This is a genomic window from Methylomonas sp. MED-D, assembly GCF_050276835.1.
Taxonomy (GTDB): Bacteria; Pseudomonadota; Gammaproteobacteria; order Methylococcales; family Methylomonadaceae; genus Methylomonas; species Methylomonas koyamae_A.
In genome coordinates this window covers 2,618,756-2,634,293 of sequence record NZ_CP189965.1, presented here as the reverse complement: position 1 = coordinate 2,634,293, position 15,538 = coordinate 2,618,756, and the positions used below count along the sequence as shown (strand labels likewise).

Genomic DNA, 15,538 nt, shown 5'->3' with positions numbered 1-15,538 from the left:
TGGCGATTCGGTCAAAGGTATAATGGAGCCATGCGCCGCCAGGAATGGCCTTGATGCGCGCGGCCATCCCATTCGTAGAGCCTGTGCGGCACCTGCTTCTGGGTCAGAATATGGCTCAGGTCGTGATTGTTTTGTAAAAATGGATCCGCTCTGCCGATCACCAAGGTGATGTCCAGCGCCCGAATGGCCGCCAATTGGGATTCGCAGGTCAAATTTGGCAAAAAATGCGTTGGCGTATGAAAATAAATATCGTCGTTATAGTGTCCTTCGAATAAATCCTTGAAGCATTCCACCTCCAGGGTTAGATCGAAGCGTCCGGAAAACGCCACCAGCTTTTTGAATAAATGCGGGTGGCGAAATGCGATATTGGCGGCATGATAGGCGCCCAGACTGCAGCCATGCGAAATTAAGCACGGATGCGGGTTCTTCAGTGCAATGAACGGCAGAATTTCATTCAACACATAATCTTCGAATTGCATGTGGCGCTTGATGCGATCGCCCGGTTGACACCAAAAACAATAAAAGCTTTCGTGGTCGATGCTGTCCAGACAATACAATTGCATGTGGCCCGCGTTGATCTTGTCGGCCAAGCTATCAACAATTCGCAGGTTCTCGTATTCGTAAAAACGGCCGTCCCGAGTCGGAAAGACCAGCACTTTGGCGCCGGCATGACCGAATACCAAAAACTCCATATCGCGTTCTAAACGCGGGCTGAACCAATGATGATATTCCCGTTTCATCGCAAGCTTGTCAGTTGGGCGAGAAAAATAGCTTGAGTTCCGCCAACAACTGCTGCTCTTGTAGACGTTGCGCCGGATATTCGAAATGGCCGGCATCCAGTGTGAACAGGCGTTTCTCGCCGTGCCAGGCATTGTAAATCGCAAACTGACCTGGCGGAGCGACTACCGGATCGAACAAGGCCAATGCGGCATGCAGGGGTTGATTAGCATGGCGCACGGCGGTAGCGGCATCGTAATAGGTCAATGTGTCGGGAATATGACCCAGATGCTGACTATAGGCCCGCAATGCGTCGGCACTACCGCAACTGGGCAGACTTAAACGCAACGGCTGGTTACCGAATGTCGGTACGTTTAGGTGAACGCGACGAATTCTGCCGTCCCAAGGCACCGCTAAAGCCCCAATCCCGCCGCCGAAACTGATTCCCATATAACCGATCCGTTCCCGGGCCTGCGGATAAATCGTCCACAATACCGATACCGCCAGCCACAGATCGTCCACGCAACCGCCGATCACATAACGATCTTTATCCAGGATATTCTGCACGACATGCCAATCAGGCCGCTCCGGGATAGACGTACAACGGCTCCGGGAAATGCCACGAAAGCACGGAAACAAGAGCGCGGTATTGGGAAAGCTCAAATGAAAGTCCGGGCCTTCCCGGCCGCCATATCCGTGTCCCACAACGATGGCCTGCGTGACCGTTTGACCGTGCGGTTCCAGTAACCAACCGGCGATCGTGATACCGTCCGTGGACTGGTAGGAAATATCGTTGACCCGATAACCGTCGACCAGGGTCGGGTTACCGATTTGGAAGCGTGGCGATTGCTGCAGGACTTGCCGATAACGGGTGGACCAAAAGTCCTCAAAATCGGCGGGCTCGGTCGGCGCATCGACGCCGAGCAATCGTTCGAGAGTGTAGCCATAGCCTGGGTCGTAGTTGTAAGGATGCTCAAACAGACTCATCGGCGGCTATGGCAAATATCGTAAAAAACTTGAAGCAGGTGGGGTGCCTGATCAATCGACGATTTTGTATTTCTCCCTGGAAGCGTCGACCATATCCCGAAGCTCCTTGCCGGGTTTGAAGTGGGGAACATGTTTTTCGGTTAACGAAACCGATTCGCCGGTTTTGGGATTGCGTCCCAATCTAGCCGAACGATGATGCAACGAAAAACTGCCAAAACCCCTGATTTCTATTCTATCGCCGCTAGCCAGCGTATCGCTCAAGTGATCGACAACACATCTGACAGCGAGCTCCACGTCTTTAAGCGCAAGATGCGGCTGTTTTCTAGCCAGCACCTCTATCAATTCTGATTTTGTCACATCCAACCCTGAATAATCAAAAAGGGGCGGCATGAGGTTTACGCCCACGCCACCCCCGAAGTCGACGAGTTATTTGTCGATTTGTTTAAAGATGTCGCCTAATGTCGCGGTACCGGCATTTTGTGACGAGTAATCCTTAATAGCGTTGGATTCTTCTTCCATATCCTTAGCCTTGATCGACAATGAAATGGATTTGGTTTTTTTGTCGACGCCGATAAATTTAGCTTCGACTTCATCGCCTTCTTTCAGCAAAGTGCGGGCATCTTCGACGCGATCGCGTTGAATCTCGGAAGCGCGCAAATAGCCTTCGACGTTATCGGCCAGGGTAATCACAGCGCCTTTGGCATCGACTTCCTTAATGGTACCTTTCACCAAGCTGCCTTTTTCATGCAGGGCGATATAGTTTTGGAAGGGGTCTTGTTCCAGCTGTTTGATACCCAACGAAATACGTTCACGTTCGGAGTCCACGGCCAGAATAACAGTTTCGACTTCGTCGCCTTTCTTGTAGGCGCGAATCGCTTCTTCGTCGTTCTCGTTCCAGGAGATATCGGACATATGCACCAGACCGTCGATACCGCCATCCAAACCGATGAAGATGCCGAAATCGGTAATCGATTTGATTTTGCCGGAGATTTTGTCGCCTTTGTTGTGCGTAGCCGCGAATTCATCCCAAGGGTTGGAGCGGCATTGCTTCATGCCCAGCGAAATACGACGGCGTTCTTCGTCGATTTCCAGAACCATGACTTCGCACTCATCACCCAGTTGTACGACCTTGGACGGGTTGACGTTTTTATTGGTCCAGTCCATTTCGGAAACGTGTACCAAACCTTCGACGCCTTCCTCGATTTCGACGAAACAACCGTAGTCGGTCAGGTTATTGACCTTACCGAACACGCGAGTGCCGGCAGGGTAACGGCGAGCGATGTTTTGCCATGGATCTTCATCCATTTGTTTCATGCCCAGCGATACGCGAGTTTTGTCTTTGTCGAATTTCAGGACTTTAACTTTAACTTCCTGACCGATCTCTACGCATTCGGATGGATGACGTACGCGGCGCCATGCCATGTCGGTGATGTGCAACAGACCGTCGACGCCGCCCAGATCGATAAACGCACCGTAATCGGTGAGGTTTTTGACGATACCGGTAACGATCGCGCCGTCTTGCAAGGTTTTGACCAATTCTTCGCGCTCGGCGCTGTATTCGCTTTCGACGACGGCGCGGCGCGACAACACGACATTGTTGCGTTTTTGGTCGATTTTGATGACTTTAAATTCCAGATCGCGGTTTTCCAGGAAGGTAGTGTCGCGAATCGGGCGCACATCGACCAGAGAACCCGGCAGGAACGCGCGCAACGCGCCGACCGCCACGGTGAAGCCGCCGCGTACCTTGCCGTTGATACGACCGACAATGGTTTCTTGAGTCTCGAAGGCTTTTTCCAGTTCAGCCCACGCTTTACTTTTCTTGGCTTTGTCGCGGGAAAGAAGAGTGGCGCCCAGACCATCTTCGAACAAATCGAGAGCAACTTCGATTTCGTCACCGATATTGACTTCCAAGTCGCCGTCGGCATTCAGAAACTGCCATTTTGGAATGACACCTTCGGATTTCGCCTGTGTACTGACGATGACAAATTCGTTTTCGATGTCGACAACGGTACCGATCAACATCGCGCCAGGACGCATTTCGGTCTTGGCATAACTCTCTTCAAACAACTCTGCAAAGCTTTCGCCCATCTTTTCTTTCCCAAACTTGTTAAAACACGAACAAGTTTTCACATTTATCAAAAATTAATAAAAAGCCGCCGACAACCGCCGACAACCGCCAAAAAGTCTCATACGACTAAATTAACCACCTGATCGATGACTTCTTGAATTGTCAAATTCGAGGAGTCGATGTACAACGCGCCTTCCGGAACGGTAAGCGGCGCGGACGTTCGCTGACTATCGCGACGATCACGTTCTTCTATCTCACGGGTGATTTGCGGAAGATTAGCATCAATCCCCTTTTCAATCAACTGTTTATATCGTCTTAATGCTCGCTCTTCGGCGCTGGCGGTCAAGTAGACCTTGTAACGGGCATCGCTGAACACCACGCTGCCCATGTCCCGCCCGTCGGCAACCAGGCCGGGAAGCTGTTGAAAATCCTTTTGTTTTTGCAAAAGAACCGCTCTGACATCGGGGTAGGCCGCAATGATGGACGCCGTATTGCCGGTGGTTTCTGTCGCCAGACGCGCCGTGATGTCCACACCGTTCAGTTTGACGATCAATGCGTCACCGCAGTCGAATTCTAACAGCATGGCTTGAGCGACCTCGCAAATAGCCGGCACATCGTCCAAATTCAATCCTGCGTTGAGCACCGCTACCGCTAGAGACCGGTATATCGAACCGCTATCCAGATAATTCCAGCCCAAAAGCTTGGCGACGGCACGACTGACCGTGCCTTTTCCCGCGCCGCTAGGCCCGTCTATCGTTAAAACCGGTGCCGTCATATTAAATCACGCTAACATCGAGTCCCAGCTTGACCGCTAAGTCGCGGAACTCCGGGAACGAGGTATTCACATTCGCGCAATCCTTGATCGTAATCGGTCCGGAGGCACGCAATCCGGCGATCGAGAACGACATAGCGGTGCGGTGATCGCCGTGTGAATCAACTTCGCCGCCACCGATTTGACCGCCGTTGATGACCATGCCGTCTTTGGTGGCTTGAGCGTCAATACCCAGGATTTGCAAGCCATCCGCCATCACCTGAATCCGATCGGATTCCTTGACCCGCAATTCTTCGGCGCCGGTCAGCACCGTTTGGCCTTTGGCGCAGCTTGCCGCGACGAACAGCACTGGAAATTCGTCGATCGCCAGCGGCACCAAATGCTCTGGAATATTGATACCTTGCAATTGCGCGGAACGCACCCGCAAATCAGCGACCGGTTCTCCGCCGACTTCGCGCTCGTTCAGCACTTCGATGTTGGCACCCATCAGGCGCAGAATGTCGATGACGCCGGTGCGAGTCGGATTGATGCCGACGTGTTTCAAGGTGACATCGGAATTCGGCGCGATGCTGGCACCGACTAAAAAGAACGCCGCAGAGGAAATGTCGCTAGGCACGTCGATATTCGTCGCCGTCAATTTGCCGTTGCTGGTGATTCTCGCGGTCGCGCCGTCGCGAGTGACCGGATAACCGAAGCCGGCCAACATGCGCTCGGTATGGTCGCGGGTCGGCGCGGGTTCGGTGACGCTGGTTTCACCTTCCGCATACATGCCCGCCAGCAACAAACAGGATTTGACCTGGGCGCTGGCGATCGGCATGTCGTAATGCATACCTTGCAATTTGCCGGCCTTGCCTTTGATATGTAGCGGGGCGGTACCGTTTTCTTGAGTAACGATCTCCGCGCCCATTTGTGCCAAAGGCGCAGTCACTCGCTTCATTGGCCGGGATTCAAGCGACTTGTCGCCGGTTAACACGCAGTCGAACGGCTGTCCGGCCAACAGCCCGGACAATAGCCGCATCGAGGTGCCGGAGTTGCCCAGGTACAACGGTTTTTCCGGGGCCCTTAAACCATGCTTGCCGACACCGTGCACGGTCACTTCGCCGTTGACAGGCCCTTCGATTTGTACGCCCATCGCCCGGAAGGCTTCCAAGGTACACATTGCATCTTCGGCGTTCAAAAAGCCGGTGACGTGGGTAACGCCGTCGGCCAGCGAGCCGAGCATGATGGAGCGGTGCGACATCGATTTATCGCCGGGCACGCGAATCTCGCCGTTCAGGCTGCCGCCGGGTTGGACTTGGAAAATGACGTTAGTGGATGAGGACATAGTGGTTAGGTTGGATCGTCAAAAATTTCGAGAAAACGTTGCCGGGCCTGCTTGGCGTAGCTGAAAGTTTCGAACAACGCGGAAGCGTCGCCGTTATGCAGCAGGTGCTCGACTTGATTAAGCTCCGCTTGAAATTGTTGAATCAGCGGAATGATTTCCTGTTTATTGGCCAGACAAATGTCCTGCCACATGGTGGGGTCGCTGGACGCGATACGGCTGAAATCGCGAAACCCGCCGGCCGCGTATTTGAAAATTTCGCGCTGCTCGTCCTTGCGGCCCAGCATGCCGACCAACGCAAAGGCCAGAATATGCGGCAGATGGCTGGTAGCGGCGAGCACGGTATCGTGGTGCTCCACGCTCATGATGGCCACGCTGGAGCCGATGCGTCGCCAGAACGCACTGAATTGATCCACGGCCCGCGGGTCGGTGGACGGCAACGGCGTCAAAATCAGCCGGCGGTTTTTGTATAAATCGACTTTCGCCGCTTCGACCCCGCTGCGCTCGGCGCCGGCGATCGGATGTGCCGGCACGAAATTGCTCGGCACCTTGCCGAACACCGCACGCGCGGCCTCGACCACGCTGCCCTTGGTACTGCCGGCGTCGCTATAAAGCGTTTGCGAATTCCAATAGGGTTTAAGTTGCTCGAAGATGGCTTGCATGCTGCCAACCGGCGTGCAAATGATCACGCAATCGGTACCGGCCATCGCTTGGGCCGGATCGGTATAAAACGCGTCGATGACGCCCAACTCGACCGCGCGCTGCATGTTGGGCAGATTCTTCTCCCGGCCCAGCGCCACTACCTGTTTGCACAAACCCTCGGCGCGGGCGGCCTTGGCGATCGAGCCGCCAATCAAGCCAACTCCGATGATGCATAGGCGCTCAAACACCTTGCAATACCTGGGACAATGCGTCGATGAAGATTCGGTTTTCGCGTTCGGTACCGATGCTGACTCGCAAATGATTGGGCATTTCGTAATTGCCGACCGGGCGCACGATGACGCCTTTTTGCAGCAAGGCTTGGTAGAGCGGCATCGCCGGCTGTCGCATATCGACCGCCACGAAATTGCCGGAAGATGGAATCCAAGGCAAACCCAAGGCTTCGAAGGCTGATGTCAATTGCGCCATACCGGCATTGTTGACAGCAATGGTCTCGGTCAAATAATCGGCATCCGTCAGGGCGGCTTCCGCAGCCGCCAACGCCAACATATTACCGTTAAACGGCTGGCGCACCCTATTCAGCAAATCGGCCACCTCCGGCGACGATACGCCGAAGCCTATGCGCAAGCCGGCCAATCCGTAGGCCTTGGAAAAGGTGCGAGCGATGATCAAATTCGGGTACTTATCCGGCCAGTGCATGGATTCGGTGCGCACGGCTGGATCGACGAATTCGTAATAGGCTTCGTCGAGCACACATAACACTGACTTCGGCAGCGAGGCGATAAACTCTTCGACGGCTTGCGCAGCCAACAAGGTGCCGGTCGGATTATTCGGGTTGGCGATGAATACTACCCGGGTAAGGTCGGTCACCGCCGCGCGCATGGCGTCCAAATCGTGGCCGTAAGCCTTGGCCGGCACGACCACGGCTTTGGCACCGACTGCTTGAGTCAGGATGGGATATAAAGCAAAGGCATGCTGAGCAAATACGACTTCATGCTCGGGAGCGACGAAGGTGCGCATCACCAATTCCAGAATCTCGCTGGAACCGTTGCCAAGCGTGATTTGTGCCGCATCCACTCTCCAGCGGGCCGATAACGCCGTCTTTAGCGTGAAACCGCTGCCGTCCGGATAACGGCTTATTTCCGGCAAAGTATTGCGAATGGCCTCTGCGACTTTCCGGCCGGTCCCCAACGGATTCTCGTTCGACGCCAGCTTGATGACTTCGCTCAAACCCAGCTCGCGCTGCAATTCTTCCGCCGGTTTACCCGGCACATATGGCATCAGTTGTTGAACGCCGTCTAAAGCAAGAGATAAAAATAAATTCATGAAGCAAAAAGATTAAATGACTGCCTTGGGATACGAGCCGAGCACTTTCAGCATTTTGACGTTGTTCTCCAAGGTTTTCAGTGCCTTGTCGACATCGTCGTCATCGCGATGCCCTTCGATATCGATAAAAAACACATATTCCCACAAACCTTGCCGGGACGGCCGGGATTCGATGTGGGTCATGCTGATGCCATACTCGGCGAACGGCTCCAAAATCCGATGCAATGCCCCCGGTTGGTTGCCGGTCGACACCAGAATCGAGGTTTTATCGAAACCGGTCGAAACCGGTTGTAAGCGTCCGACAACGATGAAACGTGTGGTGTTGTTGGCTTCGTCTTCAATGTGTCTGGCGATCACGTTCAAGTCGTACAATTCCGCCGCAGTCAAGCCGGCGATCGCCGCCTTACCGTGGTCCAGCGATGCCAAGCGCGCGGCTTCGGCGTTGCTGCTAACCGCCGTGCACGGCACGCCGGGCAGATTGGCGGTCAACCATTGCCGGCACTGGGCCAGCGATTGTTGATGGGAAAATACCTCGCCAATCCCGACCAAGCCTTCCATCTTGCCCAGCAAGTTCTGATGGACGCGGATTTCGACCTCGCCGCAGATTTGCAGGGGGCTGTCCATGAAGCGATCCAGCGTATGGGCGATGACGCCTTCGGTGGAGTTTTCGACCGGCACGACGCCGAACTGGCAATGACCGGTCTCTACCGCCTGGAAGATTTCATGAATCGTCGGGACCGGAGTATCCTGGACCGCGTGTCCGAAATGCTTAAACGTCGCCTGTTGCGAGAAGGTGCCGGCAGGGCCGAGGAAGGCGACTTCCAGCGGTTTTTCCAGAGCGAGACAAGCCGACATCAACTCCCGGAACAAATGTGCGGCGGACTGATCGCCTAACGGGCCAGGATTGATCTCCATGATGCGCCGCAACACCTGCGCCTCGCGATCAGGGCGGTAGAAACTGCCGGTCTCGCCTTCGGCCTGCTTGGTACGCGCGACTTCCAGCGCGCAACTGGCGCGCTGATTGATCAAGTCGAGAATCTGCCGATCTATGGCATCGATACGCTGGCGCAGTTCGGACAAAGGAATGATCGCGGTCATAAGCCTTAATGAGTACGCTCGAACTCGGCCATGAATTCGATCAAGGCCTCGACGCCGGCTTCCGGCATCGCATTATAGATGCTGGCGCGCATGCCGCCCACCGAACGATGGCCTGCCAGCGTGCTCAAGCCTTGTTGCTCGGCTTGCGCGAGGAAGGCTTTGTCCAGCGTTGCATCGGCCAATACGAATGGCACATTCATCCGCGACCGGCAGGCCGGATCGACCGGATTGCGGTACAGACTGGAATCGTCGATGGCTTGGTAAAGTTTGTTGGCTTTGCGGATGTTACGTTGTTCGATCGCGACGACGCCGCCCTCGCCTTTCAGCCATTGCAGCGTCAAACCCAACAAATACCAGTTGTAGGTGGCCGGCGTGTTCAACATCGAATCGGCCTTGGCCTGCTGAGCATAGCTGAACACGGCCGGCGTATTCTTGGCCTCCAAGCCCACCAAATCGTCGCGGACGATGACTACCGTCACGCCTGACGGCCCCATGTTTTTCTGCGCGCCGGCGTAGATTAAGCCATAGCGGCCGATATCGACCCGTCTGGACAGGATATTCGACGACATATCGCAAACCAGCGGCAGGTCGCCGGCGTCCGGAATATCGTTAAATTCGACGCCGTGTATCGTTTCGTTGGAAGTGTAGTGCAAGTAGGCGGCTGCCGGATCGACTCGCCAGTCCGCGTAGGCTGGGATTGTCGTGAACGCGGTCGATTCGCCGCTGGCCGCCACCTGGACTTCGCAATATTTGCCGGCTTCCTTGATCGCCGCGGTAGACCAAGCGCCGGTATTAACGTAGCAGGCCTTGGTTTTGCCGTTCAGGATATTTTGCGGAATCATCGCGAATTGCGCGCTGGCGCCGGCCTGTAGAAACAACACCCGATAATTGGCCGGTACCGCCAGCAGTTCGATCAGATCGTTCTTCATTTGCTCGGCAATGGCCATGAAGTGCGGACCGCGATGGCTCATTTCCATCACCGACATACCGCTGCCCCGCCAATCCAACATTTCCTGTTGCGCTTGTAGCAATACCGGTTCCGGCAACATCGACGGACCGGCGCTGAAGTTATAAATCCTGGCCATTATTCTTCCTCTCCTGTCGACGGTGCCGCGTCGCTATCCGGACTTTCGTCGTCGAGATCGCCTTCTTCGTCGCCCAGCGCTTCGATGCGGTCGACGCCAACCACTTTTTCGCCCTTGTCGAGTCGAATCACGGTAACGCCCTGAGTATTGCGACCCACCACCGAAATTTCGTTGACGCGGGTTCGGACCAAGGTACCGCCGTCGGTAATCAGCATGATCTCGTCGGTGTCGTTGACCAGCACCGCCCCGACCACCGCGCCGTTGCGTTCCGAGGTTTGAATCGCAATCAGTCCCTGACCGCCGCGCTTGTGCTGGGTAAACTCTTCGAGCTTGGTGCGTTTGCCGTAGCCGTTTTCGGTGATATTCAATACCGTCCCCTCGCTGGCGACGATCAGCGAAATCACTTTTTGGCCTTCCTGCAAGCGGATACCCCGCACACCGGCAGCGACCCGGCCCATCGAACGTACGTCGCTCTCGTTGAAACAGACCGCCTTACCGTCGCTGCTGAATAACATCACGTTTTGACGGCCGTCGGTCAGCGCGACGCCGACCAGGGTATCGTTATCGCGCAAATCGATCGCGATTTTGCCTTTCGCCAATTGGAATGCGAATTCAGTCAGCGGGGTTTTCTTGACCGTACCGGCCATCGTCGCCATAAACACATATTTGTCCTCGCTGTACTCGCGAACCGACAGCATCGCGTTGATGCGTTCGCCCTCTTCCAACGGCAACAAATTGACGAAAGGCTTGCCACGCGAGGCTCGGCTGGCGACCGGCAACTCGTACACTTTCAGCCAATAGACCTTGCCGCGCGACGAGAAGCACAGGATGGTGTCGTGGGTGTTGGCGATGATCAGTTTTTCGATGAAATCGTTTTCCTTGGTAGCCGTCGCCGATTTACCGCGACCGCCGCGCCGTTGCGCTTTGTAATCGGTCAGCGGCTGGGTTTTGACGTAACCCTCGTGCGACATGGTCACCACCATGTCTTCCTCGGTGATCAGGTCTTCAGCGGTCAGGTTGGAATAATCCTGAACGATTTCGGTTCGGCGCGCATCGGCGTATTGGCTTTTGATTTCTTCCAATTCTTCCTTGATGACTTCCATCAAGCGCACATCGCTGCCCAAAATGAACAAATATTCGTCGATCAATTCCAGCAATTGCCGATATTCGTTGACGATTTTTTCCTGCTCCAGCCCTGTCAAGCGATGCAGACGTAAATCCAGGATGGCTTGAGCCTGATTTTCGGACAGCCGATATAGGCCGTTCGCCAAGCCGAATTCCGCCGGCAAGTCTTCCGGGCGCGAGCGATCCGCATCGGCGCGGTCCAGCAGCGACGCCACCAGACCGGCATTCCAGGATCGTCCCAACAACCCGACTTTAGCTTCCTGCGGATTCGGCGAGGTTTTGATCAGCTCGATCATCTCGTCGATATTGGCCAGTGCTACCGCCAGACCTTCCAAGATATGCGCCCGCTCGCGCGCCTTGCGTAGATTGAAGATCGTCCGGCGCGTCACGATTTCGCGTCTATGGTCGATGAAGGCGGCCAGAATGTCCTTTAAATTCATGCAATGCGGCCGACCGTCGTACAAAGCCACCATGTTGATGCCGAATACGGTTTGCAACTGGGTTTGCTTGTAGAGATTGTTCAACACCACGTCGGCCACTTCGCCGCGCCGCAATTCGACGACCATCCGCATGCCGTCCTTATCCGATTCGTCGCGCAATCCGGAAATGCCCTCCAGCTTGCCTTCCTTGACCAATTCGGCGATTTTTTCCAGCAAGCGGGCTTTGTTGACCTGGTATGGCAGCTCCGTCGTGACGATGGCCTGACGGCCGCTGTCGCCGATGTCCTCAAAATGGCATCGGGCGCGCAGATAGATTCGGCCCCGGCCGGTGGCATACGCTTCGTGTATGCCCGATGCGCCGTTGATGATGCCGGCGGTCGGAAAATCCGGACCGGGTACGATCCCCATCAGCTCGGGAATCGTCAAATCGGGGTTTTCGATCAAGGCCAAACAGGCGCCGACCACTTCGCCGAGGTTGTGCGGCGGGATATTGGTGGCCATGCCGACCGCGATGCCGGAAGAGCCGTTGACCAGTAGATTGGGTACCCTAGTCGGCAGCACCGTGGGTTCGGATTCTGACTCGTCGTAGTTGGCGACGAAATCGACGGTTTCCTTGTCCAGATCGGCCAGCAACTCGTGGGAGATTTTCGCCATCCGCACTTCGGTGTACCGCATGGCCGCCGGCGAATCGCCGTCCACCGAGCCGAAGTTGCCCTGACCGTCGATCAACATGTAACGCAGCGAAAACGGTTGCGCCATTCGGACGATGGTGTCGTAAACCGCGGTATCGCCGTGCGGGTGGTATTTACCGATCACGTCACCGACGACGCGGGCGGATTTTTTATACGGTTTGTTCCAATCGTTGCCCAGTTCGCTCATCGCGTACAGTACGCGGCGGTGCACCGGCTTCAGGCCGTCCCTGACATCGGGAAGCGCCCTACCGACGATGACGCTCATCGCGTAATCGAGATAGGACTGTTTCATCTCGTCTTCGAGATTGACAGGAATGATTTCTTTAGCGAAGTCTGACATGGGTCCGTGATTCCATAGCGGTCGACGGCAAGCGCATCGACGGGTGGGCCTGAGTTGTCAATTCCATTTACTCAGTACCGACAGGTTTGTAAAGCCGGCAATTATAGCAAACGCCCCCCAGCCACGTCAGGCAAAAATCTCCGCCAAAAAGTTTTGCATCGCTTGCCAGGAACGCCGGTCGGCGAGCGGCTGGTACACCGTACCGAACCCCGGATTATTGGCCACCGGGTTGGTAAACGCGTGCAGGGTGTGACCGTAGCTATGCAGTTGCCAATCGGCACCGGCTTTGGTTAATTCGGCTTGCAGCGCGATAACCTGCTCCATCGGCACCATTGGATCGTCATGACCGTGCAAGGCCAAAACCTTGGCTTTTATCATGGGCTCCGGAATGTTGGCGGGCGGCGAGAATAGACCGTGGAAGGCCACCACGCCTTGAATATCGGCGCCGGTCCTGGCTAAATCCAACGCGCACAAACCGCCGAAGCAAAAGCCGATCGCCGCGATTTTACGATTATCGGCCCACGGCAATAATTTGGCCGCCGCCAGCGCCGCCAGCGTCCTACGCTGCAACAAGGCGCGATTCGCCATGAACGGCTGCATCAACTTGGCATTTTCATCCGGGCCACTGCCTAACACGCCTTTTCCGTACATATCGACCGCAAACCCCAAGTAGCCCAATTCCGCCAATTTTCGAGCCTTGCCGGCGACAAATTCGTCCCGCCCACCCCAAGCGTGATGAATCAACACCAGCGGGCGCTGGCCGTTAACCGCGTCGTCGTACGCGAAATACCCTTCCAGCAAGGTCTCTTGATCCAGATAAGCAACCGTGTTTGCCACTATGGCCATGTCCTAACTCCTTTGGATGGTTACAAACGACCGGTCTGACGCAGGGACTCCAGAAAGGCTTCGGAGGCTTGTTCGACCAAATCCAATACCCGTTCGAAGCCGTAACTGCCGCCATAGTACGGATCGGGGACCTCATGCTCCAGTAGATGCGGCGCATACTCCAAAAACAAACGGATTTTATGCCGATGATCAGGCGGACAAAGCTCGGTCAGACTCTCCCGGTTTTCGCTATCCATCGCCAAAATATGGTCGAAATGGGCAAAATCCGCTGCCGATACCTTGCGTGCGCGCAGGTGTTTCAATTCCACGCCGCGATCGCGAGCGGCTTTTTGCGCGCGTAAATCCGGCGCGTCGCCGACGTGATAGGCATGCGTGCCAGCGGAATCGATCTGAAAGCGATCGGCCAAATTTTGACTTTCGATCAAATTGGAAAACACGCCTTCCGCCGTCGGCGAGCGGCAAATATTGCCCATGCAGACAAAGAGTACTTTAATTTTATTCATATAGGTCAATTACTTACTAAATTAATCGCTGCAAGATCGCTTCTAGAATCGCCAACCTTGAGTCTTTGACAACAAAGCTAGCGCGCCTATTTTAGTCGTCCGGCGGGATTTTAGGGTAGAGATGCGGCCTTTGGTCGACAAGAACCCTCAACCGATACGCTCGCTCGGGGAAGAGCCTACTCGTTCCCTGTGCTTGCTCCATAAACCTAAAAAGAGCAGTTTGGCGATGAAAAATCCCGTTCGTCCTGAGCTTGTCGAAGGGCGCGCGGGATTTTTCATTCACCCGTTTGGTGAGTGTATTGCGAGCCGTCCATGCTTCGACGTTGCTCAGCACGAACGGCCCGCAATACACGCCAACTGCCCTTTTTAGGATAAAACGCCACCATCGCTATAAAAATCGCACAATAGACCAATCAGCCGCGGCATTTGAGCTGATAGTATTCGTCGGAGACTTTAGTTGGCGTGGTGCTTTTGCTGAGGCAAGGACCATCGTCGGTGACAATAAAAAAGGGGCCTTCCGGCCCCTTGTTTGGCTTACAGTGCGGATTAGTTGAAAGCCTTGCCTGGCGTGCCGGGGAGATGCGGCATGCTTTGTGTCGGAAATTCGCCGCTCAGTGCGTTCAAAAATGCGACGATGTCTGCTACTTCGGCGTCGGACAATTCCTTATTCAATTGCAGTTTTGCCATCAACCATACGGCTCTGTCCAAGGTTTTCACGGAGCCGTTGTGAAAATACGGTGCGGTCAGAGCGACATTCCGTAACGTAGGCACTTTCCAGAAATGCTTGTCCGCATCGCTTTTGGTGACTTCGGCGCGGCCCAAATCTTTTTGGAAATGGTATTGCGCTTCGAAATATCCGTTGGAATTCACTGGGAATTTTTGGAACATGCCGGCACCGTTAAAGGCTGGACCGCTGTGGCAACTGGTGCAACCGATTTCGACGGCTTTTTTCATGCCGCGTACTTGTTGTTCGGTCATGGCGTTGGTATCGCCTTCGACATATTTGTCGTAAGCACTGTTAGGCGTAATTAGCGTACGTTCGTAAGCCGCGATAGCCTTGGTCGCATTATCCTTACTGATCGAGTCCTTGCCGAAGGCTTTTTCGAACGCATCTTGGTAGCCTTCGATGGTTTTCAGGCGAGCTACCACGTCGTCCCAGCTTTTCATGCCCATTTCAATCGGGTTGGTGACTGGACCGGCGGCTTGCTCTTCCAGGCTGGCCGCGCGGCCATCCCAAAATTGCACTGCGTTGAAAGCCGCATTCCAGACCGTCGGCGCGCTACGTCCACCGGTTTGACCGTTCACGCCCATCGAGTTGGGTCGATTATCTTCGCCGCCCAGCATGGTGTTGTGGCAAGAGGCGCAAGCCACGGTGCCGGTCGACGACAATCGCGGATCGTGGTAAAGCATTTTTCCCAACGAGACTTTTTCGGCTGTGGTGGGATTGTTTTCCGGTGCCGGAGCGCTGGCCGGCAAGGATTCCGCGCCTGATGCGGACAAGGAACCGGTCATCGCCAACGCGGCGACCAGCAAACGAATTTTTAACATAACCATCCTC

Annotated in this window: 14 protein-coding genes; all 14 read right to left on the bottom strand. The window is 55.1% G+C overall.

The window, feature by feature from the left end; translation table 11 throughout:
* Positions 1–11 precede the first annotated feature (11 nt).
* On the bottom strand, positions 12–740 hold the full coding sequence (locus ACQE3E_RS11670) for an esterase family protein (protein ID WP_064027609.1): 729 nt from the start codon (positions 738–740) through the stop codon (positions 12–14).
* Between the two features lie 10 nt (positions 741–750).
* Positions 751–1,704, bottom strand: a complete 954-nt coding sequence (locus tag ACQE3E_RS11665) for an acetylxylan esterase (RefSeq protein ID WP_064027611.1) — start codon at positions 1,702–1,704, stop codon at positions 751–753.
* Between the two features lie 51 nt (positions 1,705–1,755).
* The gene (locus tag ACQE3E_RS11660; protein ID WP_064027674.1) at positions 1,756–2,061 is read right to left on the bottom strand and encodes an integration host factor subunit beta; all 306 of its coding nucleotides are present in this window, start codon (positions 2,059–2,061) and stop codon (positions 1,756–1,758) included.
* A gap of 69 nt (positions 2,062–2,130) precedes the next feature.
* Complete coding sequence (gene rpsA / locus ACQE3E_RS11655; RefSeq protein ID WP_064027613.1) at positions 2,131–3,792, bottom strand: 30S ribosomal protein S1; 1,662 nt, start codon at positions 3,790–3,792, stop codon at positions 2,131–2,133.
* Positions 3,793–3,890: 98 nt separating this feature from the next.
* Positions 3,891–4,547, bottom strand: a complete 657-nt coding sequence (gene cmk, locus ACQE3E_RS11650) for a (d)CMP kinase (protein ID WP_064027615.1) — start codon at positions 4,545–4,547, stop codon at positions 3,891–3,893.
* A gap of 1 nt (position 4,548) precedes the next feature.
* Entirely contained in the window at positions 4,549–5,868 is a 1,320-nt protein-coding gene (gene aroA / locus ACQE3E_RS11645) for a 3-phosphoshikimate 1-carboxyvinyltransferase (protein WP_313727855.1), read from the bottom strand.
* A 5-nt stretch (positions 5,869–5,873) separates the two neighbouring features.
* Positions 5,874–6,755 (bottom strand): prephenate dehydrogenase, encoded by an 882-nt coding sequence (locus tag ACQE3E_RS11640; protein WP_313727856.1) that lies wholly within the window; start codon positions 6,753–6,755, stop codon positions 5,874–5,876.
* Positions 6,748–7,851: a histidinol-phosphate transaminase gene (gene hisC, locus ACQE3E_RS11635; RefSeq protein WP_313727857.1), complete on the bottom strand. Its 1,104-nt coding sequence runs from the start codon at positions 7,849–7,851 to the stop codon at positions 6,748–6,750. The genes ACQE3E_RS11640 and hisC overlap by 8 nt, the downstream gene beginning before the upstream one ends.
* Before the next feature lie 12 nt (positions 7,852–7,863).
* Positions 7,864–8,949, bottom strand: coding sequence for a prephenate dehydratase (gene pheA, locus ACQE3E_RS11630; RefSeq protein WP_313727858.1), 1,086 nt, complete (start codon positions 8,947–8,949; stop codon positions 7,864–7,866).
* Between the two features lie 5 nt (positions 8,950–8,954).
* Entirely contained in the window at positions 8,955–10,034 is a 1,080-nt protein-coding gene (serC, locus tag ACQE3E_RS11625) for a 3-phosphoserine/phosphohydroxythreonine transaminase (RefSeq protein WP_313727859.1), read from the bottom strand.
* Entirely contained in the window at positions 10,034–12,631 is a 2,598-nt protein-coding gene (gyrA, locus tag ACQE3E_RS11620) for a DNA gyrase subunit A (protein WP_313727860.1), read from the bottom strand. Before gyrA ends, serC begins: the two co-directional genes overlap by 1 nt.
* Positions 12,632–12,757: 126 nt before the next feature.
* Positions 12,758–13,477, bottom strand: coding sequence for a dienelactone hydrolase family protein (locus tag ACQE3E_RS11615; RefSeq protein WP_168030872.1), 720 nt, complete (start codon positions 13,475–13,477; stop codon positions 12,758–12,760).
* A gap of 20 nt (positions 13,478–13,497) precedes the next feature.
* Positions 13,498–13,980: a low molecular weight protein-tyrosine-phosphatase gene (locus tag ACQE3E_RS11610; RefSeq protein ID WP_064027631.1), complete on the bottom strand. Its 483-nt coding sequence runs from the start codon at positions 13,978–13,980 to the stop codon at positions 13,498–13,500.
* A gap of 546 nt (positions 13,981–14,526) precedes the next feature.
* Positions 14,527–15,528 (bottom strand): cytochrome-c peroxidase, encoded by a 1,002-nt coding sequence (locus ACQE3E_RS11605; protein ID WP_313727863.1) that lies wholly within the window; start codon positions 15,526–15,528, stop codon positions 14,527–14,529.
* Positions 15,529–15,538 lie beyond the last annotated feature (10 nt).